Source organism: Bradyrhizobium lablabi (assembly GCF_900141755.1).
GTDB classification, from domain to species: Bacteria; Pseudomonadota; Alphaproteobacteria; order Rhizobiales; family Xanthobacteraceae; genus Bradyrhizobium; species Bradyrhizobium lablabi_A.
Window position 1 is genome coordinate 6,975,448 of record NZ_LT670844.1, and the last position, 19,296, is coordinate 6,994,743.

The window sequence follows — 19,296 nt, forward strand, 5'->3', positions numbered from 1 at the left end:
CGTTCCAGTGTCCAACACCGGACAGACAATCCCGGACGGCTGACATAGCTTCGCCTCCGATGTCCCAGGACAAGAAAGATCCGCGGTCCAGGCTCGAATTGGAAGCCGAAGCGTTGGCGGCGCTCGAAGAGGCTCGCCGCATGCCTGCTGGTCCTGAGCGGACCGAGGCAATGAAAAAGGCGGGCATTTTGCGAAATAATGCCGGCTTACAGGGCGAACCGTTCGCCAAGCGTGGCAGGCCTGCGAAAACCTGAAGCGGATTGCTGCGATGGAGCGTAGCGCCGGGCAAGCTCGGCGCGTTGATGATGATCAATCCCGTCGGACTAAAACTAAATACCGCTGCCGAGACAACGTTGATCGTTCACTCACGAGTGAAGACGTCCATCCTTCAGTCACGATTGAACGCCACCGATCACGCCACACATCAGAATCTCCGGCAACGACGATTTGCCGGAACCGGCGCCGGGTCTGCGAAATTGAACCCACGCCGAGTCGTGCAGCCATATAGTCGCCGCGACAGCGTCGCTATCTTGTGATCGTAGGTTATCATGGCATTGCGATTCGCACAGCGCGGCATGAAGATTGCTTAAGACGAAGGGGGCTGGTTTCGACATTCAGGAGCGTCACAATGAAACGCATCGTGTTTGGTCTGACCTTGAGTATGATAGTCGCTTGCCTTGTTGGTAGTGTGACAGCGCGCGACCTCGACGGCCGCTACGCCAATTCACCGCTTAAACCCTGGTTCGATCATCTCGCGAGCGGCAAAGGTCTTTGCTGCTCGATGGCGGATGGTGAGAGCGTCGCAGACCCCGATTGGGAGTCCAAAGACGGTCACTACCGGGTCCGCCTTGAGAATGCCTGGATCGACGTTCCCGATGACGCTGTCATCACCGAGCCGAATCGGGCGGGCCGCACGATGGTTTGGCCGATGCGGTTTGACGATCAAATCTCGATCCGGTGCTTTATGCCGGGCAGCATGACTTAGCGGCAACATGACTCAGTGGGCACATGACATAGAAAACGAGACTTAGAGATCGCAGGCATCCGTTCGCAAAGTTCGATCTGCCTAAACAGGCGGATCGTTGACCGGTTTGCCGATGGTTTTCCAAAGCGGGATCGTCGAGATGCTGCTTGCGATTTGCGCTCGGGCGAAGCTTCCGCTCGCGTGACGTCGTGGCGCCCCTTCGGGTTGGAGGGCCAACCGTTCGATCCAGCCATCGTTCCGCTGGAGGCGTCAGTTGTCTTCCGTCATCATGAAGACCAGCCCGGTCAAGGTCGCACCGATCCCGAAGCTAAGGACGAGGGTGCCGACAGACTCCAGAGATCCGCGACTTTCCCCGTGATCGTAGACCGTGGCGATGCCCGACCGCTCCATCAGCACCAGGACGAGCGCGAACCCAAGCCCCATCGCGACGCCCATGGCGGCGTGGCCGACCAGCCTCAGCAGCCCCGACGGGGTGTCCAACCCTGATGGCTTCTTCGTTTGCACGGACTACTCCACGGCGCGATCATCGAAACGCTTTGACGGGCGAAGAGTTCCCGCTCCGGTCATGGCTGCCCGTCGCGCAGGGAATGTCGGGCAACAACGGCTTTCATCCGGCATTCAGGAACACTCGTCCATGCTCGTGCATATCCCGATAGGAGTAAGCCGTGAGCAATCTGCTGTTCTTCCGTCGCTCCCTCGCCTACCGCAATGCGGCGGCCGAGATGATGCGTAAGGCACGCGCTATGCCATTTGGGCCGGAACGCCGCGCCGCACGTCAGCTTGCCCGTGCGCTGAAAGATTTGGCAAAGACGGAAGCGTGGCTCGAGGGCCAAACGCCTCGTCCGCGGCCTGCTAGTCTCAAACGGGAGCAGCCGCGCGGCGCCTTCAGTCTCAAAGCGTGAAGTCTCAAAGTCTCACAAAAAATAATCCGCAATTGCGTCAAAACCGCGCCGCCAGCCGCGTACCCGATCCGGATCGAGCGGGGTCGCCTCCGACGCCATCCGGATGATCACGAGCTCGGCCTCCGGGTGAATATAGATCCACTGGCCGTGAATGCCGAACGCGCAGAGCACGCGCTTCACCCGGTCGACCCGGTACCATTGGCTGCGGTAGCTCGCCTGCGGGAACAGCTCGGCGAGCTCCGAACGTGCCCACGCTTCGGGATCACCGCGTTCGTTGATATCGTCGATCCACTCACCCGGCACCACCTGCCGGCCGTCCGCGACCCCCCGCCGGCGGATCATCTCGCCGAAGCGGGCGAGGTCGCGCGGGGTGACGCAGACGCCGCCGGCGGCGCGCATCGCATTTTGCGCGTCGACGGTGATATAGGCGTCGCGCTCGGCGCCAAGCGGCGCCCACAAATATTCGCTTAAGATGTCGGCGTAAGGCTGATCGCAGGCGCGCTCATAGACCCAGCCGAGCACGTCGGTATTGGTCGAGACGTAGTGAAACAATTCGCCGTGCTTTTGCCCGTCAGGTTTTTGCAGCGCAAGAAAGCCGCGCAGATCGATTGGCGCCTCGCCGGCGGGCAGCGGATCCCATCCCGCGGCATGGCGATAGCGCACCACGTCGCCCCTTGGGTCTTCGTAATCCTCGTTGAAGGCGATGCCGACCGCCATGTCGAGAAGGTGGCGGATGGTGCAGCCGGCATAGACCGACGATTTCAATTCGGGAACGTAGTCGATGACGCGGTCATCCGGATCGAGCAGCCCGCGATCCGCCAGGATGCCGCCGAGCGTGCCGCAAATCGACTTGCTGACGGAGAAGACGATATGCGGGGTGGTGGCGCTCATGCCGCTTCCGTACCACTCCATCGCAATCCGCCCGCGCCTCAGCACGACGAAGGCGTCGGTATCGGTGGCGCGCAGCGCGTGGCTTAGTGTGGTCGGGCGGCCATCATGGCCGGTAAAGCCGATATGCCCGATCTCCTCCGGCGCCATTTCCAGCGCGAGCGGCCGGCCGGCGGCGGCGATGTTGGCGGTCGGGAGCAGCCGGCGGACGTTCCGAAAACCCCAGGAGTTGAACGGCGCCTTGCGCCAGTTCGACAGCGTCACCAGCCGGTCCGGCGCGGGCGGAAAGTCGCCCATCAGTTGGTCCGCGGGCATCCCGTATCCTCCCAGTTTCTCACGATTTCTGATTGCTTCTTTTCGCCTGAAGGAGCGGTTCCGAAGCCCGATCACTTTTCAGCGAGCCTTGAACCGGATCGCCAAAGGCGCTGACAAAAGCATAACGGAGAACCATCTGTTTTTTCGGCAGAAACAGGACGTTGATGGAACAAATCGGCGCTGTTGCCGCGGCGTCACAGTTACGAACGATCAACGTTCCGGCATCGCCGCGAAGCAACCAAATTGAGGCCACGTTGTTTGACTGATGTCGCAAGCGACATAACGGGGTAGCAATCATGAAGAGAGTTTTGCTCGGTACAGTCGCCATTCTTGCGTTCGCGGCTCCCGCGTTCGCGGCCGACATGCCGGCGCGTACCTACACCAAGGCTCCGGTCTATACACCGCCGGAAGTGATCTACAATTGGACCGGATTTTATATCGGCGGCCATCTCGGCGGCGCGTTCGCGGGCAACAACAGCCTGGAGGGCAGCGGCGGCCGGTTTATGGGCGGCGTGCAGGGCGGCTTCGATTACCAGTTCGCGACCAACTGGGTGGTTGGTGCGGAGGCCCAGTACAGCTGGCTGTCTAACAACAACAGTAATCTGGTTTTCCCGGGCGGCACTGTGGTGACCGCGAAGAACAACCAGCTCGGCTCGGTAACCGGCCGGCTCGGCTACACCTGGGGTCCGGCGCTGCTCTACGCCAAGGGCGGTTACGCCTGGCGCGACAACCCCAATATCGGGGTAGCGGTGGCCGGCACGCCCGCCGCGTTCACCACCGACAGTACCCACAAGAATGGCTATACAGTTGGCGCCGGTCTCGAATACATGTTCGCGCCGAACTGGTCCGCCAAGGCCGAATACCAGTATTACAATTTTGGCAGCACCACCTTCACCGGCGGGCCCGCCCCGATCGTCGGCTCCCGCTTCCGGGACGACGAGCACACCGTCAAGGTCGGCGTGAACTACCGCTTCGGCTGGGGTGGCCCGGTCGCCGCCAAGTACTGACGCCGCTTCGGATGGATCGATACGAAAAGGCCGGCTTCGCCGGCCTTTTTGCTTTGAAAATGGGACTGCGGCGCGGGCGCGCCGTCCGCCCGGGTGCGGCGCAAAAAATAATTTTCGCTGGTCACGAAACTTCCGCATGCAATCGGCTATTATGGTTCCGCCGGGTTGGTGGACAACAAGAACATGCGTACCCTGTTACTAGGTTCGGTTTTGTGCGCGGTTGCGCTGCCGTGCCTTGCCCAGACCGTCCTTAAATCCGAACCCCTTGTGCTTGCGCCCTATGAGGTCGCCTTTGTGCAGGACGCCTCTTGTCCGGCCGGAAAGGTGCTCAAGGTCACCGGCGCGATCAGGGGGTTGCACCGTCGCAAAGCCTGCGTGGCGCTTGCCTCGGAGCAGGCCTCGCTGGCGGTAGCGACGCCGTAGGACTGGTCTCCCGTAGGTCGTCCCGGCGAACGCCCGGACGACGCGGCGAGCCGTCACTGCACGAGCTTTCACCGTGCGAGCCGTCACTGATTGACCTGAAATTCCATCTCGGCCTCACGCTCGGCTTCGGCCTGATTCCTGGCGGGATCTTCCTGCGGCTCCAGCGGGCAGGGTCTTATCTCGTAGTCATTGTCCAGGACCGGCCGTGGCGCCGCTTTATCCTGCTCCGTGGCCGCGTCGACCACGAGACCGCTCTGCCGGGCGAATTTCCAGACATCGGCTTCGGTCGGATAAGCCTTGCTCAACTGGGCGTCATTACTGAACAGCGCATAGGGCATCGAAACGTCTCCGGTAACACACCCCAACGCGCTTGACGGGGCAGGGTTTCGGCCCGCCGCCAGGCGGCAGTTCACGCGCAAGTGAGGAGGACATTTGAGTCGCGAGTTTCCGAATGTGACGGCTTTTTCCCTGAGTCGTAAACGAGTCCTTTATTCCGCAAAAAATATCGTGCGAGACTCCCCGGGTAGAATCGCCGGATGTTTTGCCGGCATGGGAACGACCTTCAAAACCTCCGGCGAAAAAGTGCATGTCGCGCTCACGGTTGCGCTGCTGGCGGCGTGCGCGGCGAATCTGATGCTGGTGTGGGGGTGGCTGTGAGGAGCCGGGCTTCGAAGAACCCGACCACGCGGCCGAGCGCGTCGGCCGTCATCGGATCATTGTCCGAGAAGTCAAACCCGTGCGTCTTGCCCGGATAGCCGACGAATTCGGCGTCCACCCCGATCGCTTTGCCGAGTTTGACCAGCTCCTCGCCCTTGGCCGGTGGAACGTTGCGATCCGCCTCGCCATGCAGTTCGATCAGCGGCGGCAGATGCTTGACCTCTGGCACCACCGCATCCGGCAGGCCGCCATACATCACCGCGAGTGCCGTGATGCGCTCATCGCGCGCAGCGGTATTGGCGGCAACATAGCCGCCCAGCGAGAAGCCGAGCAGGCCGATGCGGCCCGAACAGTCCGGACGCGCCAGGATCGTGGTGACGACGCTCGACACTTTCTTGGCCCAGTCATCGAATCGCCTGGTCTCATAGGCTTCGCGGCGCTCTCGCGTTGTCTTGAAGCTCGAGACATCGGCCTCGCTGAGGTAGCGGACCCAATAGGCGTCGATGCCCTTCGCCGCGAGCGCATGGGCATACCGCTCATAGGCGCTGGGCTTGAGGTCGAAGCCGTTGGTGCCGTGCAGGAGGAGGACACTTGGGCGCGCGCCAGTCCGGTCGGCGGCGTACCGGGTCAAAACGACACGGCCATCGTCGGTATCGACACCGAGCCGTTCGGGCGTTCCGGCGCGGGCCGGATGGCGCAGCGCGAGCAGCCCAAGCCCCGCCAAAACCGTCCGTCGATCGATCCTATGCATCAGGACGGGCTCACACGGGGATCGCCGGAAAATTGGTGCCGGTTGAGAGGATTGAACTTCCGACCTTCGGTTTTCCTCGAAAGGCGAGGAAGACGAGCAAACCAAGAGCGATCAGGATACCGAACAGTCCGGCTGCGTAGGCGCTCATGATGCTCCTCGTCTACCCGGCCACACGCGAAAGGGCGAACATGATCGACATCAAGATCAAAATCGCTCCCGTGGCCAGGACCAGTCGGTCGGCAAACAATCGGCGCATCGGAAACCTCCTTACGCAAAACTGTAGCGCTCAGAATGGTACTTCGAGATCGGCACGTTCATCTCGCCGAGAGACTTTTCGATCGCGTCCATCATCACGTTTGGCCCGCAGATGAAATACTCATGGTCGGCATATGGTGGCAGCAGGTGACGTTTGAACATCTCCGCGTTGATGAAGCCCTGCTCACCGGTCCAACCAGCCGGTGGCTTTGCGAGCACGTAGACAATTGTCAGGTTGAGCCGCGCTTTCAGCGCTTCAAGCTCTTCACGGAAAGTGATCGAATCCCAGTCCTGGACCCCGTAATAAAGGACGACGGGTCGCTTGTCGCCTTGGTCGGCGAGCGTGCGGATCATGCTCATCATCGGCGTTACCCCGATGCCACCAGCGATCAACACATGCATGTCCGCCGGATTGCCGATCGTGAAAGCGCCATAGGGTCCATCAAGATATACGCGCTGGCCAACCGGGACTTTGTGAATTTCATTTGTAAAGTCGCCCAGGCCCCTGATCGTCATCTCGACGCGTCCATCCGCGGCCGCGGCGCTGGACGAGAATGAAAAGGGGTGCGCGGTAATCTTGAACGGACTCCCCCACAGCGTCAGCCAACCGAACTGGCCGGGGCTGAAGCGGAAGCCGGGGTGACCATCCGGCTGCATTACCAACGTCGAAGTGTCGCCGCGTTCCCTGCGCACTTCCGTGACACGGTACGGCCGGCGAAGCATGAACAGCGGCTTGGCGATCCGCACGTAAAGCAGCAGTCCGATCCAGAAGATCGTCAGGCCGATCCACAACGTTCGTTTCCAGGGATCAACCAGGTAGAAGCTTGATCCTACCATGTGCACGATTCCCGCGGTGACAGCGACAACCGCGAGCATGATATGGGTGAGATGCCATGCTTCGTACTTGATCCTCAACGCTGCACGCCAAAGGGCCGTCACCACGAGCGCGATCACCGAGAAAATCGAAAGGAAAGCAAAGTAGGCACTCAACGGCGCATCAAGCATATTGGACGGAGCGAGCAATTCCGGCTTAACGGCGACCAGAATGACCGGATGCGTCATGACCAAGGCGACCGCTATGAGCGAAATCTGACGGTGAAAATGGTAGATGACGTCTTCGCCCCAAGGCTCGGTAACGTACCGGAAGCGCGCCGTGAGGCCGAACTGCAGCCCCATCATCGCCAAGCCGGTATAACCGAGCGCGGCCGAGAGCTCCGTCCAGAAATCGCGCGTCGGCGGATGCGAGCCGGCCAGGAGCGCGAACAAGGGAGCGAGAATGAACAGCAGGTAGACGAGGATCCAAACGGCCCCGCGCAAATTGTAGCGAAGCTGCATAAACTGATCTCCTACCGTGATCACGGTCAGAGTATCGTCGGTTACTATCGCGCAGCGAATCTAGCAGTATCGCAAACGAAAAGCCCCTTCAAGATTCCGCCACCGGCCACCGTGGTTGCGAATCCGCGAGCAGTAGAATGATTCATAGAACGGCTTGAGTAATCGATCAGTTCTCCCGCAATGCGGCATCGCCCGTTCACCTACAACTGCTACTATTTTTCCTTCCTTTTCCGGCCTATCATGCACTTTCTGATTGAGCTACGTTTGTAGCGGGGCCCCAGACCAGGGGGAACGCCGTCATGCCGGATATGATCGCCTATTGCGGTCCCGCCGCTGTCCCGGACGACCTCTGGACCCGCTGGAATGTGGATCCGCTGCTGATCGCAATACTCGCTGCCTTGGCGCTTGCGGTTGGTCGCAGCCGATCCTCCGACACCCGAGCAGGGTGGGGGGCGATCGTGCTGATGCTCGTTATCTTCGTCTCGCCGCTTTGTGCGTTGTCATCAGCGCTGTTTTCGGTGCGGGTATTGCACCACGTCTTGTTGATCGCCGCCGTAGCGCCGCTTCTGGCACTGGCTTTCCCGCAACGGCGCGCAAGCTCGCCGCCGCTCGTCATCCTTGTCGCGGCACATGCGGTCATCCTCTGGCTATGGCACACACCGGGCGCCTATGCTTGGGGCCTCGCCAGCGTGCCTGCCTATTGGCTGATGCAGACGTCGCTCCTTGGAAGCGCTTGGCTGTTGTGGCGGGCGATCCTGGCGCCGGCGCAGCCCGGTCCGGCGCTGGTTGCACTGGTAGCAACGATTGGGCAGATGGGCCTTCTCGGCGCGTTAGTGGTGTTCGCGCCCAGGCCGCTCTATCCCGTGCATTTCGCAAGCACGGCAGCTTGGGGGCTCGCGCCGCTCAGTGACCAGCAACTTGCCGGCCTGCTGATGTGGGTGCCGGCGATGCTACCTTATCTCGCTGCGGGGGTCTCGATCGCGTGGTCCAGCTTGCGATCGAGCGAACCAGCGCTGTGACAACTTTGCTGAAATTCGTGCATCTTGCCGCGATCGCGCTCTGGTCGGGCGGATTGATCGCGCTACCCTTTCTGTTCTGGCAGCGGCGCACGCTCGAGGCGGGGTTGGATCTTGACCGGCTACACCGCGTCACTCGCCTCGTCTACGTAGAGCTAACCTCGCCCGCCGCGTTCATCGCCATCGGCAGCGGAACGGCGCTGATCTTCCTGCAGGCCACCTTCGCAGAATGGTTCTCGCTGAAGATGGTGTTAGTCGGGATCATGGCGATGCTGCACGTCGTAGCCGGCCTGGTCCTCTTGCATTTGTTCTTGCCCGAAGGCCGGTTCAGTTGGCCTTCCTATCTGGCCTTGACGAGCGCGTATATCGTATTGATCACCGCAATTGTCTGGATTGTGTTGGCCAAGCCGCACATTGATTCGAACCAGTTCGCCGCGCATTTGTTCGAGCCTGGCGGACTCGCGCGTTGGCTGCATCAGTCCTTCGGCGAAATCAGAATGCCCACGCCATGATCAAACACAAGCTTGCCCCCGTGCCAGCCGGCGAAGCCCACCATCACGGAGGCGAGGGCGGAGAGGGCGAGGCCGTGCGGCAAGATCGACGCGGGATCGATCAGGCGCAGGCCCCAGTTGGCACCCGCGATCGCAACCAGCGTCATCGCCGCCACAGCATGGGACCAGCTCGCTTCAAGAAGCCGGATACCGCGTACAAGCAACAGTTCACCGGTGCCGACGACGCTTGCGGCTACGCCGCTCCAGAAGGCCATGCCGGCCGACCAGAGTCCGACGCGCACCCAGAAGGCGTCTCCCGACCACCAGTAGAATACGTCGACGCCGAGGGTCGCGATCACGAATGCGATCGGGAAATGCACCATCATCACATGGATCGGGTGCCCGACCACGGCAACCGCCGAACCGACATCGAGTCGAAGCAGTTCAAGCAGGACCTCACTGCGGGGCTGGGTCTTGAGATCGTCTTGCTTTGCCATCATCCCCCTCCATCGCGTCGAATACGACATCCTTCAAGCCGGCATCGTAGTCTGTTGTGCCTGGCGGTCCAAGTCGGAACGCTCGCAGTACTTCCGGGCTGCAACGGGCCGCTGTCGGCACTCGATCCCTCGGGGCCGGCCGCGGCTTCGATCGCCATACTGTGGTGGGTGATGCTGATTGGTGCGGGAGTTCTCTTCGCGCTGGTGATGGTGCTATTCGCACTGGTGATCCGGCGGCCGGGCTGGGGCTCGAGCGTGTCGCCGGGGCGCTGGATCGTGCTCGGCGGCTTGGTTCTGCCGGCCGCTGTCCTGCTGCCGCTTATCGCCTATGCGTTGACTGCCGGTGAGAGGCTGCTGCCGCTACCAGGACAAGCGCCGCCGCGGATCGAGGCCATGGGACGGCAATGGGTGTGGACCTTCCGTTATCCCGACCATGGCGGCGCGGAGACCCGGAACGTCTTGCACATGCCCGCGGGCACTCCGGTCGACATCCTGGTCACCAGCCAGGACGTCATCCACGCCTTCTGGATACCCCGCTTCGCCGGCAAGATCGACGCGGTGCCCGGGCACGTGAACCGCCTGCGCATTCAGGCCGATCAACCTGGACGCTACGCGGGCCAATGCAACGAATTTTGCGGTCTCGGTCACGCAGGGATGCGGTTCGATGTCATCGTCCATCGCCCGTCGGACTTCGCTGCCGCGCTTGCGCAGGCAGCCGCATCAGGGGAGGCGGGGATAAAATGAGTGGATCCGTCGAGTTACCGTCGCAGGATGCTGTGGCGCTGCGGCTGCACCGCGAACTCGCCGCGATTTGGGGCACCGGGCCCGGACTGCAGCGTCTTGCTGCTGTCAACCACTCCATCATCGGCCTGCGCATGATGATCACGTCGTTCGTGTTCTTCGCCATCGCCGGCGTGCTCGGCATGTTGACCCGCGTGCAGCTCGCCACGCCGAAGGGGGATTTCATGGACCCCGAGACCTACAACCAGGTCTTCACCATGCACGGGTCGATGATGCTGTTCCTGTTCGCCATCCCGATGGTGGAGAGCTTCGCGGTCTACCTCACCCCGAAGATTCTCGGCACGCGCGATTTCGCCTTCCCTCGGCTCACCGCTTACGGATACTGGTGCTATCTGTTCGGCGGCACGATCCTGACTGTGGCGTTGATCGCCGGGGTCGCACCCAACGGCGGCTGGTTCATGTACACGCCGCTAAGCTCCAATGTGTATACGCCGGGGGTCAACGCGGACGTCTGGCTGCTTGGCGTGACCTTCGTCGAGATCTCGGCGCTGTCGCTGGCCATGGAAATCGTCGTCTCGATCCTGAAGATGCGCGCGCCGGGCATGTCGCTCGACCGCATGCCGATCTTCGGCTGGTATATCCTGGTGACCGCCATGATGATGATCGTGGCCTTTCCGCCGCTGATCCTCGGCTCGATCCTGCTCGAAGTAGAACGCGCCTTCGGCCTACCCTTCTTCGACCCGACGCGTGGCGGCGATCCGCTCCTCTGGCAGCACCTGTTCTGGCTGTTCGGCCACCCGGACGTCTACATCATCTTCCTGCCCATGGCCGCCGTGCTGTCGACGATCATCCCGGTCTTCGCCAACCGACCGCTCGTGGGCTACCGGGCGATCGTCGTCGCGATCATTGCGCTCGCCTTCTTGAGCTTCGGTATCTGGGTCCATCACATGTTCACCGTGGGCATCCCGCACCTCGCGCTCGCCTTCTTCTCGGTGGGCTCGGCGATCGTCGCGGTCCCGACCGCAGTGCAGATCTTTGCCTGGCTCGCCACGCTGGCGCACGGCAGGCCGCGCTGGGACGTGCCGATGCTCTACGTCTTCGGCTTCTTTTTCGTCTTTGTGCTGGGCGGCCTGACTGGCGTCATGGTCGCCATGGTGCCCTTCGACTGGCAGGCGCATGACACCTACTTCGTCGTCGCCCATATGCACTATGTGGTGGCCGGGGCCCTCGCTTTTCCCATGCTTGCGGCGTTCTACTACTGGCTACCGTTGTTGACAGGGCGGACCGCCGTGCACCGCCTGTCGGTACCTGCGTTCTGGCTGGTCTTCGTCGGCTTCAATCTGACTTTCTTCATGATGCACCTGACCGGTCTGCTTGGTATGCCCCGTCGCATCTATACCTATCAGGGCAATGAAGGCTGGGACTGGCTCAACCTGCTGTCCTCGGTCGGCGGGTTCGTCATGACAATCGGCTTCGCGCTGGTGGTGATCGACCTTATCGTGCAGCTCCGATACGGGCGTCGCGTGCGGCGCAATCCCTGGGGCTCGGCGACGCTGGAATGGGCCATGTCGATCCCGCCGGCACCCTATGCCTTCGCCTCGATTCCGCATCTAGCAAAAACAGGGACCGACGAGATCGCCCCCGGCGATCTCGGACTGTCGCTGGCGCGAGGCGAAGGCTATCTCGGCTTCACACGCAATGGCTGGCAGGAGACGCTGGGCGTGCACATGACATCCGGCGCGCCGGACCAACTGATCGTGCTGCCGCGCCCGACCTACCTTCCGCTTTGCACCGCGCTCGCCACTGCGGCGGTGGTTCTGGCAATGCTGTTCAAATTTTACTTGCTGGCGCTCGCTTTGGCGCTGGTGACTGCCGGCATGTTCCTGTTCTCCGGGCACCGCGCCGGTCTCGCGCGCGACTATGGTCCAATGCCCGTCGGTCATGGCGTCGATGTGCCGCCTCATACCGAGGTGGCCGGCGCGCCACCGTGGTTGGCGTTGATCTGCACGCTGATCGCCGACGGCACCCTGTTCACATCGCTGCTGTTCGGGACCTTCTATCTTTGGATCGCAGCGCCGAATTGGCCGGCCGCGATCACACCCGAACCGAGCCGCATGCTCGCCCTCGTCGCCATCGCGGCTCTCGCCGTAGCCGCTGCGGCGGCGCATGGATCGCTGCGAGCGGTCGTCGCCGGTGGCGGGGCGAGCGGCTGGATTGGTCTTGCCGTGCTGGCGCTTCTGGCGGCCATCGCCGCGGCCGTCGGCTTAATCGTCGGTGTCACGCCGCATCCGCGCGAGCATGCGCTCGGCGCGACCGCGGCGGCACTGCTCGGCTATGTGGCTCTGCATGCCGGTATCGGCCTTCTCTTCCTCGTCAGCAACTTCTTGCGTCTCGGCGCCGGCTTCATTGCGCCCCGGCGGGTGCTGGATCTACGCCTCACGCGATTATGGCTCGACTACACGTTGGTCACAGGAGTCATTGCAATGGGCCTTGTTCTCGCTCTGCCCGCGCTCGTGTCGATACTGGGGGCCCGATCGTGAGCGGTGAGCGTCCGGTACCGCCAAGGCACTTATGGTGGCTCGCGGCCGGCTTCTCCGTCTGGTGTAGTGCGCTGGTTGCTCTGTACGCCCTGCACGCTATCGGCTGCGCTTTTGCCTGGTCGGCCGGTTCGCTGCGGTTGGGCCTTGCCGTGGTACTCCTCGCGCATCTGGTGGTGATGGTCTGGATGTGGCGCGACATCGCCCGGGCTGGCCCTGACCCCGTTTTCGGCCTGACCGGTACGTTCCTGCATTGGGCGGTCACCTGGACGCTCATCACCGCCCTCGTCGCCAGCGTGCTTACCCTCGTCCCACCCCTTCTGCTAACGATGTGCATGTGATCGGCACGCGGTTATCCATCGTGCCCTTTCCATCAAACAGTTGGTGCCGGTTGAGAGGATTGAACTCCCGACCTTCGGTTTACAAAACCGCTGCTCTACCGCTGAGCTAAACCGGCAAACGCTGTAATTTCGGAAAACCTGATCAGCGCTTGAAACTGTCTTGTCGCTTGTCCCGCCATCGCCGTCGACAGGGCAGGCGCGCCGTCAAATACCAGACTTGTCCGGCAAGGGCTACTGCCGCGAAAGGGCGGAAAGGCTTATGCGAAGCCATCCGGCGGATGCTACATTTTAACCAAGAGAATCAAGCCCGGCTGGGGGGATGCGACATGGCGAACAGGCTAAGGTTGACGGCTGCATGCGTGCTATCGATGTCCTTCCTATCGGGATGGACCGCCGCCCGGGCGGCGGCTCCCGCCTTCTGCAAGCAATATGCGCAAGCCGCCCTCAACCAGGTGCGCGGCGGATTGGCAAATCCGCGCTGCGCCGGCAGCCTGCAGGGCGCCCGCTGGTCGACAGACTTTGCCGTTCACTATGAGTGGTGTCTCGGCGCTTCCTTCGGCGCTGCCGGCACCGAGCGCGATGCGCGGACGCAGTTTTTGAGAAGCTGCACCGGCAGATGATCGGGTCCATTATATGTGAATGAGGCGGCCTTGCAGCCGCCTCATCCGGGTTCACTGCACCCGGATTTTATTGGCAGAGATGCCGGCGGCCGTCTTCGCCCTTGAACCAAGTACCGGGCTGGCAGACGAAACCGTTACGTTCGGCATAGCTCTGACTGGGCCAGCCGCTGTAATAGCCGCCGTTGTAGTATGCGTATGAATCGCCCCTGAAAGGCGCGGTAGCAATCGCGCCTGCGGTGCCAACCGCGGCGCCCGCGGTATCGATCGCGCCGCCTACGACGCCGGGAGCGTGTCGAGAGGCGGCCCGGCGCTGATAGTCGCCAGTGTAGGGATTGTTCGGTCCCTTGTTCTGGCAATTGGCGTTTGGGTAGTACTGCGCGCAATAGCCGGGATTATAGATCACCTGCTGCGCCATGGCGGGACCGGCCAGCGCGGATGAAAGAACCACCGCCGTAGCGCCAAGGAGTCCGAGTTTGATCATGCATCTCTCCCTTCTAGTGACCTAAACCTAAGCGCGCAGTCGAACCGACGTTCCACTATTTCTCATGCGCCGTTTCAAACAGATGTGATGTTCCGAAAACGAGCAGCGAATGTTCCGAATCCGGGTTGTGCTCACTTCAAGGCGGTGTGAAGTTCCCCTTCTAGCCCAAGGAAGTGAGACCACCCGCCGATGCAAACACGTGATATCGACTACCGCCATGAGGCGACCAATCTGCGCGGATATCTCACCTTCGACGACAAGGTTTCGGCGCGGCGGCCCGGCGTGCTGGTGTTTCACGAGGGATTGGGCCTCGGCGATTTCGAGATGGCGCGGGCGCGTAGGCTGGCGGAGCTCGGCTATGTGGCGTTCGCTGCCGACATGTACGGCGACCGCCGGCGGGCGCGCAATCTGCAGGAGGTCGCCACACTGGTAGGCGATATTCGGAATCGGCCGGAACTGATGCGCGCCCGTGGCCGCGCTGCGCTGGCGGCGCTGGCAGGATTGCCGCAGGTCGATGCGACGAGACTGGCGGCGATCGGCTTCTGCTTCGGCGGTGCGGTGGTGCTCGAGCTCGCGCGCGATAGCGCCGATCTCAAAGCCGTGGTCAGCTTCCATGGTGTCCTCACCACCCAAGCGCCGGCGGTTGCCGGAAGCGTGAAGGCCAGCGTGCTGGTTTGCACCGGAGCCGACGATCCGCTGGCGCCGCCGGAGCAGGTCAGGGCGTTCGAGGACGAAATGCGCGCGGCCGACGTGCGGGACTGGCAGGTCATCCGTTACGGCAATGCCCTGCATGGCTTTACCAATCCGGCGGCCGATGGTTCGATGATGCGCACCGCGCTGTACAATGAACAGGCCGACCGCCGCTCCTGGGCCTCGATGCGGAGCCTGTTGGATGAAGCGTTTGGCGCGCCGGTCTGAGAGAGCAGGGGACACATGTTCGGAATTCTGGGCCTCGGTTTCCTCCTCGGCATGCAGCACGCGCTTGAGGCCGACCATATCGCCGCGGTGTCCTCGATCGCCGCACGGCGCACCCAGGTCGGCGACATCGTCAAGCACGGCCTGACCTGGGGGCTCGGCCATACCCTGACGCTGTTCGTCTTCGCCGGCGCTGCGATCCTGCTCGGGCACACGATTCCCGAACATCTCGCGCGGCCGCTCGAGGCCGGCGTCGGCATCATGCTGGTCGGTCTCGGCGCGCATGTGCTGTGGCGGCTGTGGCGCGACCGCGTGCATTTTCACAGCCACGGCCATGGCGACGGCACCGTCCACATCCATGCCCATAGCCATGCCGGCGAAACGCTGCCACATGCCCGCGCGCCGCACAGCCACGCGCACGGCTTTCGCTGGCGCACGCTGCTGGTCGGATTGATGCACGGCATGGCAGGCTCAGCGGCACTTTTGGTGCTTGCGGTATCGCAGGCCTCCAGCGCCGCCGTTGGACTTGGCTATGTCGCGCTGTTCGGGATCGGCTCGATGATCGGGATGGGGGCGCTGTCGACAGTGATCGCGGTGCCGATCACGCTGTCCGCGCGCTGGCTCACCCGCCTCAACAGCGGCCTGCAGGGCATCGTCGGCGTCGTCACCATCGCGATCGGAGTCACGACGATCGTCAAAACGGTGTTCGCATAGGCGTGCCGCCGGCGGCGTTAACGGTTCCGTTATCTTAAACGCTAGCAATTGAGCGGGCCCAAATCCTTGCACGTTAGCCTTACCGGCAGTTTGCGCCGCGGCCTTAACCCTTCCGCTCGCGCGTTCGGATAGGTTGCGCTGGAAATTGGGACCCGAAACCATGCGCCGCGGGATAGCACTGGCCATTTTGATCGGAACGACGCTACCGGCCTGTGCCGGCGGCGGCTTCGATATCGTCATACCCGGCCGTCCCGGCGTGCCCATCATCATTAACGGCATCGATGCGTCCTACGCCGTCATCGAAGGCGAATGGGGCCTCGGCAAGAACGAGCAAGTGCAGCCGACGATCTATGGCGGCCGCTATGTCGATTCGGTGCCGAACGTCGGTCATTACTATCCGAGCCTCGGTCATCAGCCGGGCTACGGCCGTCTCGAAATCGAACCGCCGGCCAACCGCCGGCTGCCGCAGCCCGCGGAGAGTTTTCATCAATCATGGTCGGCGCAATCGACCCCGCAGCCGGCGCAGCCCGAAGTACCCTTTTATCCGCCCCCTGTTATCCTCGCCCCGCAAGGCGGAGAAGATTTCGCACGGCCGCCGCAGAATTTTGATCATCGCAACATCAGGAAATTTCCTCACTAACTCAACGCCAACAAAAAGCAGTTCCACAGGAGAGAGAGTAATGCGTCAGATGATTTCAGGATTGGTAGCGGCGGTTGCCGTTGTCAGCGCCAGCGCCGTGCCGGCGATGGCGTGTGGCGGCGGACTGTTCGGTTCGTGCTCGCCGTGCGGAGCCTATGTCAGCCCGTGCGCGCAGCCCGAGGTTTACGTCGCCCCGGTCGCGCCGGTCTATAGCTATAGCTACTCCGGCTGCAACAGCTGCGGCGGGGCCTATGAGCGGCTGCCCGATCCGGTGGATCAATATCAGACCTATACGAGCCCGGTGCATCAGTATTACTACGTCAACCAGGGCCCGACCTATGGCGGTCCCGGCAACTTCGCGCCCTATCCCGTCTATCGGGAGAGCGAAGGCCCCTCGGTCTACGGCTATCCCCATTATCATCGCTGGCATCACCGCTATCACAGCTATCGCTACGGCTACGCCCCCCGCTACAGCTATCACGCCGCCGCGCCGTATTACTATGGTCATCGCGTGCTGCGCCGCTATTACTAATCGAAGTCTTTTTTGGAGCATGATCTCCGCGCAAACGCTTCGCGTTTGTCGCGAGGGAAAACCGGTTCCCACTTTTCCGGATCATGCTCTAACGCAAGACATCAGCGCCCGTTCGCATCATGCGAGCGGGCGTCATCTTTTGCCCATCAGGCCGAGCCGGCTCGAGCCGATATAGAGCGCGAGCACCGCGGCGTTCGAGACGTTGAGGCTCTTGATTTCGCCGGGCATGTCGAGCCGCGCCACCACGCTGCAGGTCTCACGCGTCAATTGCCGCAAGCCCTTGCCTTCGGCGCCGAGCACCAGCGCCAGCGGCTCGCGCAGCGCAACCTCGCCGAGATCCTCGCTGCCCTCACTGTCGAGCCCGACCGTCATAAAACCCTGGTCGTTCAGTTCGGTCAGCGCGCGGGCGAGATTTTGCACGGTGACCAGCGGCACCAGCTCCAGCGCTCCGGAGGCGGATTTCGCCAACACCCCGGTCGCCTCCGGCGAGTGCCGCGCGGTGGTGACGATGGCCTTGACCGCGAACGCCGCCGCCGAGCGCATGATGGCGCCGACATTGTGCGGATCGGTGATCTGGTCGAGCACCAGTACGATGCCCTCCTGGGTGAGCGTATCGATATCCGGCGAGGGCAGGGGATCGGCCTCCGCCAACAGCCCCTGATGCACCGCGTCCGGCCCGAGCCGCTGGTCGATCAGGGCCGGCCGCACGATTTCCGGCGTCACGCGGGTATCGATATGCTCGTCGGCGAGCCGCCGGGCGGCGTTTTCGGTGAGCATCAATTTGCGGATATGCCGCTCGGGGTTGGCGAGCGCCGCCGCCACCGTATGCCAGCCATAGAGAATGGCCGGCCCGTCCGGGCTTTGCTCGCGACCGCGCCAGGGGCCCCGGCGGCCGGATTCGCGGCCTCCGCCGGGGGCTTTGGCGCCGCCGCGCCGGAATTTTGGCTTTCGATCGCGATCGTTCATGGCAGGCTTGTGTCATGGGTTCCGAATAATGGCAATTTGGGCCCTTTCGGCCGCGTATTAGCCGCCGGCCTTGGTTGACTTTGCAGGGCTGCTTCGCCCATAAACGCGCCCGACCGGGAGCCCGAGCGGGTCCTTAGGTTTTCAGCGTCATCCATGGCCTGATCTCCGCGATTTCGGCGGTGGGTTATGATGCTGTTGAGCGGGGGAGTGTCCCGAGTGGCAAAGGGAGCTGACTGTAAATCAGCCGCCTTATGGCTTCGAAGGTTCGAGTCCTTCCTCCCCCACCAGCCTTCGCTCGCTTCGCGAGCTACGGCTGGGCAAGCCAGCCCGGCTTTCTCGTAGCGAATGAGCGAAGGCTGCCGCGCCGAAGCCAACGGCGAAGGCGGGCTGTTTGGTCGCGCAAGCTCTTACTGCGCGCGATTCAAACGCTTAAGCTTCATCGCTGTTTCGTCTCAACCCCGGCCACGAAACACTCCGGAAACACGAAAGTTCCGGCCGCGCTTGAACGCGCCGCTTTGGCCTTACGACTGATGAGCAGAACGCGAGAAAATTGCGCCAAATCATACAGCGGAGACGGTCATGTTACGCAAGCCAGCCACCATCATCAGCGATCGCACGCGGGCGCCTGCGTCATCCCAGGCGGGCGACTGGCACGACGCGACCGGCCATCACCGTTACTACGGCAGCTCGGCCTATAATGGCGGCGAGCAAATCGTCGCCACCCGCCGCGGCGCGCGCCCGAAATCGATCAACCCGGTCGGTTTCTGATCGCGATTTTGCAAAAAAAGATCACGCCCATGACCGCCGTGGCCGCAGGCACGCTCCTTGTTCTGTTCCTGCCCTTCGGGCTTGCGCTCGCCGGGCAGGCGACGATGCCGAAGATGCTGTGTCTAGTCGTAAGCGTTCTGGCGCTTTTGCTCAGTGTCGAGAAATATGCTGCCGTATTGCCGTGGTGCATCGGCATGGCGATCGCCGTGATCTCCCTGCGCGCGCGATTTTGCCAGCGCCGGCCGGTTTAGGCCTGTCGCGCCTGATCTGAGATTGTAAAAATAAAAAGACGCGGACGGGAAGGCTTTGCGTCGTGCTTAGTCCCTCATAGTCCCTGCGGAAGCAGGCGCCACATTTTCAGATGTCGTCCCTGCGAAAGCAGGGACCCATACGCCGCGGCCTCGCAATTTAGCGCGGCGGTTAGACGGCTTTGCAACAACAAACGCTGGTGGTTATGGGTCCCTGCTTTCGCAGGGACGACAAGCGGGGTCACCACCTTCACGTTTCAAACAGCCTGCC

At 62.4% G+C, this 19,296-nt stretch carries 27 protein-coding genes and 2 tRNA genes; 18 read left to right on the plus strand and 11 right to left on the minus strand.

The features are described from left to right. Nucleotides 1–59 precede the first annotated feature (59 nt). Nucleotides 60–254: a hypothetical protein gene (locus tag B5526_RS32380; RefSeq protein WP_079543776.1), complete on the plus strand. Its 195-nt coding sequence runs from the start codon at nucleotides 60–62 to the stop codon at nucleotides 252–254. 374 nt (nucleotides 255–628) lie between these two features. Beyond that, nucleotides 629–985 (plus strand): hypothetical protein, encoded by a 357-nt coding sequence (locus tag B5526_RS32385; protein WP_079543777.1) that lies wholly within the window; start codon nucleotides 629–631, stop codon nucleotides 983–985. A gap of 249 nt (nucleotides 986–1,234) precedes the next feature. Here B5526_RS32385 and B5526_RS32390 read toward each other — a convergent pair whose 3' ends face one another. Then, entirely contained in the window at nucleotides 1,235–1,489 is a 255-nt protein-coding gene (locus B5526_RS32390; RefSeq protein WP_079543778.1) for a hypothetical protein, read from the minus strand. Nucleotides 1,490–1,650: 161 nt separating this feature from the next. Between B5526_RS32390 and B5526_RS32395 the strand changes: the two genes are divergently transcribed. Further along, on the plus strand, nucleotides 1,651–1,887 hold the full coding sequence (locus B5526_RS32395; protein WP_154071564.1) for a hypothetical protein: 237 nt from the start codon (nucleotides 1,651–1,653) through the stop codon (nucleotides 1,885–1,887). 12 nt (nucleotides 1,888–1,899) lie between these two features. Here B5526_RS32395 and B5526_RS32400 read toward each other — a convergent pair whose 3' ends face one another. Together B5526_RS32400 and B5526_RS32405 are read right to left on the minus strand one after the other, a co-directional pair. Beyond that, complete coding sequence (locus B5526_RS32400; protein WP_079543779.1) at nucleotides 1,900–3,090, minus strand: serine hydrolase domain-containing protein; 1,191 nt, start codon at nucleotides 3,088–3,090, stop codon at nucleotides 1,900–1,902. 19 nt (nucleotides 3,091–3,109) lie between these two features. Further along, on the minus strand, nucleotides 3,110–3,388 hold the full coding sequence (locus B5526_RS32405; protein ID WP_154071565.1) for a hypothetical protein: 279 nt from the start codon (nucleotides 3,386–3,388) through the stop codon (nucleotides 3,110–3,112). Here B5526_RS32405 and B5526_RS32410 point away from each other — a divergent pair. Next, nucleotides 3,387–4,097: an outer membrane protein gene (locus B5526_RS32410; RefSeq protein WP_079543781.1), complete on the plus strand. Its 711-nt coding sequence runs from the start codon at nucleotides 3,387–3,389 to the stop codon at nucleotides 4,095–4,097. The genes B5526_RS32405 and B5526_RS32410 overlap by 2 nt on opposite strands. 183 nt (nucleotides 4,098–4,280) lie before the next feature. Then, a complete protein-coding gene (locus B5526_RS32415) occupies nucleotides 4,281–4,520 on the plus strand; it encodes a DUF6719 family protein (RefSeq protein ID WP_079545718.1) in 240 nt (79 codons plus the stop codon). A gap of 83 nt (nucleotides 4,521–4,603) precedes the next feature. On the opposite strand, the gene B5526_RS32420 is transcribed toward B5526_RS32415, so the two are convergent. The 4 genes from B5526_RS32420 to B5526_RS32430 all read right to left on the minus strand — a co-directional run bounded on the left by B5526_RS32420 (nucleotide 4,604) and on the right by B5526_RS32430 (nucleotide 7,518). Continuing rightward, a complete protein-coding gene (locus B5526_RS32420) occupies nucleotides 4,604–4,858 on the minus strand; it encodes a hypothetical protein (RefSeq protein ID WP_079543782.1) in 255 nt (84 codons plus the stop codon). Between the two features lie 257 nt (nucleotides 4,859–5,115). Next, the gene (locus tag B5526_RS32425) at nucleotides 5,116–5,928 is read right to left on the minus strand and encodes a dienelactone hydrolase family protein (RefSeq protein ID WP_079543783.1); all 813 of its coding nucleotides are present in this window, start codon (nucleotides 5,926–5,928) and stop codon (nucleotides 5,116–5,118) included. 10 nt (nucleotides 5,929–5,938) lie between these two features. Continuing rightward, on the minus strand, nucleotides 5,939–6,076 hold the full coding sequence (locus B5526_RS38140; RefSeq protein ID WP_154071566.1) for a hypothetical protein: 138 nt from the start codon (nucleotides 6,074–6,076) through the stop codon (nucleotides 5,939–5,941). Between the two features lie 119 nt (nucleotides 6,077–6,195). Beyond that, the gene (locus B5526_RS32430) at nucleotides 6,196–7,518 is read right to left on the minus strand and encodes a ferredoxin reductase family protein (protein ID WP_079543784.1); all 1,323 of its coding nucleotides are present in this window, start codon (nucleotides 7,516–7,518) and stop codon (nucleotides 6,196–6,198) included. A gap of 299 nt (nucleotides 7,519–7,817) precedes the next feature. Here B5526_RS32430 and B5526_RS32435 point away from each other — a divergent pair, with 299 nt between their 5' ends. After that, the gene (locus B5526_RS32435; RefSeq protein ID WP_172842163.1) at nucleotides 7,818–8,537 is read left to right on the plus strand and encodes a cytochrome c oxidase assembly protein; all 720 of its coding nucleotides are present in this window, start codon (nucleotides 7,818–7,820) and stop codon (nucleotides 8,535–8,537) included. A gap of 5 nt (nucleotides 8,538–8,542) precedes the next feature. Continuing rightward, nucleotides 8,543–9,046, plus strand: coding sequence for a CopD family protein (locus B5526_RS32440; protein ID WP_197688384.1), 504 nt, complete (start codon nucleotides 8,543–8,545; stop codon nucleotides 9,044–9,046). Here the strand turns inward: B5526_RS32440 and B5526_RS32445 are convergent. Further along, the gene (locus B5526_RS32445) at nucleotides 9,010–9,522 is read right to left on the minus strand and encodes a DUF2231 domain-containing protein (RefSeq protein ID WP_079545722.1); all 513 of its coding nucleotides are present in this window, start codon (nucleotides 9,520–9,522) and stop codon (nucleotides 9,010–9,012) included. The genes B5526_RS32440 and B5526_RS32445 overlap by 37 nt on opposite strands. Nucleotides 9,523–9,576: 54 nt before the next feature. Here B5526_RS32445 and coxB point away from each other — a divergent pair, with 54 nt between their 5' ends. Genes coxB through B5526_RS32460 form a run of 3 tightly spaced genes read left to right on the plus strand, consistent with a single transcriptional unit; the run spans nucleotide 9,577 to nucleotide 13,141 of the window. Then, on the plus strand, nucleotides 9,577–10,266 hold the full coding sequence (gene coxB / locus B5526_RS32450) for a cytochrome c oxidase subunit II (RefSeq protein WP_079543786.1): 690 nt from the start codon (nucleotides 9,577–9,579) through the stop codon (nucleotides 10,264–10,266). Beyond that, nucleotides 10,263–12,803: a cytochrome c oxidase subunit I gene (gene ctaD / locus B5526_RS32455; RefSeq protein ID WP_079543787.1), complete on the plus strand. Its 2,541-nt coding sequence runs from the start codon at nucleotides 10,263–10,265 to the stop codon at nucleotides 12,801–12,803. Before coxB ends, ctaD begins: the two co-directional genes overlap by 4 nt. Further along, nucleotides 12,800–13,141 carry a hypothetical protein gene (locus B5526_RS32460; protein WP_079543788.1) on the plus strand — a complete coding sequence of 114 codons (342 nt, stop codon included), beginning with the start codon at nucleotides 12,800–12,802 and terminating at the stop codon, nucleotides 13,139–13,141. Before ctaD ends, B5526_RS32460 begins: the two co-directional genes overlap by 4 nt. A gap of 41 nt (nucleotides 13,142–13,182) precedes the next feature. On the opposite strand, the gene B5526_RS32465 is transcribed toward B5526_RS32460, so the two are convergent. Next, nucleotides 13,183–13,257 (minus strand) — tRNA-Thr (locus B5526_RS32465). Nucleotides 13,258–13,509: 252 nt separating this feature from the next. Here B5526_RS32465 and B5526_RS32470 point away from each other — a divergent pair. Further along, nucleotides 13,510–13,761, plus strand: a complete 252-nt coding sequence (locus B5526_RS32470; protein WP_079543789.1) for a hypothetical protein — start codon at nucleotides 13,510–13,512, stop codon at nucleotides 13,759–13,761. Nucleotides 13,762–13,828: 67 nt separating this feature from the next. Here B5526_RS32470 and B5526_RS32475 read toward each other — a convergent pair whose 3' ends face one another. After that, nucleotides 13,829–14,242 carry a hypothetical protein gene (locus tag B5526_RS32475; protein ID WP_079543790.1) on the minus strand — a complete coding sequence of 138 codons (414 nt, stop codon included), beginning with the start codon at nucleotides 14,240–14,242 and terminating at the stop codon, nucleotides 13,829–13,831. A 189-nt stretch (nucleotides 14,243–14,431) separates the two neighbouring features. On the opposite strand from B5526_RS32475, the gene B5526_RS32480 reads away from it, so the two are divergent. The 4 genes from B5526_RS32480 to B5526_RS32495 all read left to right on the plus strand — a co-directional run bounded on the left by B5526_RS32480 (nucleotide 14,432) and on the right by B5526_RS32495 (nucleotide 17,043). Then, nucleotides 14,432–15,160: a dienelactone hydrolase family protein gene (locus B5526_RS32480; protein ID WP_079543791.1), complete on the plus strand. Its 729-nt coding sequence runs from the start codon at nucleotides 14,432–14,434 to the stop codon at nucleotides 15,158–15,160. Between the two features lie 15 nt (nucleotides 15,161–15,175). After that, nucleotides 15,176–15,871 carry an urease accessory protein gene (locus B5526_RS32485; RefSeq protein WP_079543792.1) on the plus strand — a complete coding sequence of 232 codons (696 nt, stop codon included), beginning with the start codon at nucleotides 15,176–15,178 and terminating at the stop codon, nucleotides 15,869–15,871. 160 nt (nucleotides 15,872–16,031) lie between these two features. Then, nucleotides 16,032–16,511: a hypothetical protein gene (locus tag B5526_RS32490; RefSeq protein WP_079543793.1), complete on the plus strand. Its 480-nt coding sequence runs from the start codon at nucleotides 16,032–16,034 to the stop codon at nucleotides 16,509–16,511. Between the two features lie 40 nt (nucleotides 16,512–16,551). Beyond that, nucleotides 16,552–17,043, plus strand: coding sequence for a hypothetical protein (locus B5526_RS32495; protein ID WP_079543794.1), 492 nt, complete (start codon nucleotides 16,552–16,554; stop codon nucleotides 17,041–17,043). Between the two features lie 132 nt (nucleotides 17,044–17,175). On the opposite strand, the gene rlmB is transcribed toward B5526_RS32495, so the two are convergent. Continuing rightward, nucleotides 17,176–18,009 (minus strand): 23S rRNA (guanosine(2251)-2'-O)-methyltransferase RlmB, encoded by an 834-nt coding sequence (rlmB, locus tag B5526_RS32500; RefSeq protein WP_079543795.1) that lies wholly within the window; start codon nucleotides 18,007–18,009, stop codon nucleotides 17,176–17,178. A 201-nt stretch (nucleotides 18,010–18,210) separates the two neighbouring features. Here rlmB and B5526_RS32505 point away from each other — a divergent pair. The 3 genes from B5526_RS32505 to B5526_RS38580 all read left to right on the plus strand — a co-directional run bounded on the left by B5526_RS32505 (nucleotide 18,211) and on the right by B5526_RS38580 (nucleotide 19,028). Continuing rightward, nucleotides 18,211–18,296, plus strand: a tRNA-Tyr gene (locus B5526_RS32505). A gap of 292 nt (nucleotides 18,297–18,588) precedes the next feature. Continuing rightward, nucleotides 18,589–18,777: a hypothetical protein gene (locus tag B5526_RS32510; RefSeq protein ID WP_079543796.1), complete on the plus strand. Its 189-nt coding sequence runs from the start codon at nucleotides 18,589–18,591 to the stop codon at nucleotides 18,775–18,777. Between the two features lie 29 nt (nucleotides 18,778–18,806). After that, entirely contained in the window at nucleotides 18,807–19,028 is a 222-nt protein-coding gene (locus tag B5526_RS38580; RefSeq protein ID WP_079543797.1) for a hypothetical protein, read from the plus strand. The last annotated feature ends 268 nt before the right edge of the window (nucleotides 19,029–19,296 follow it).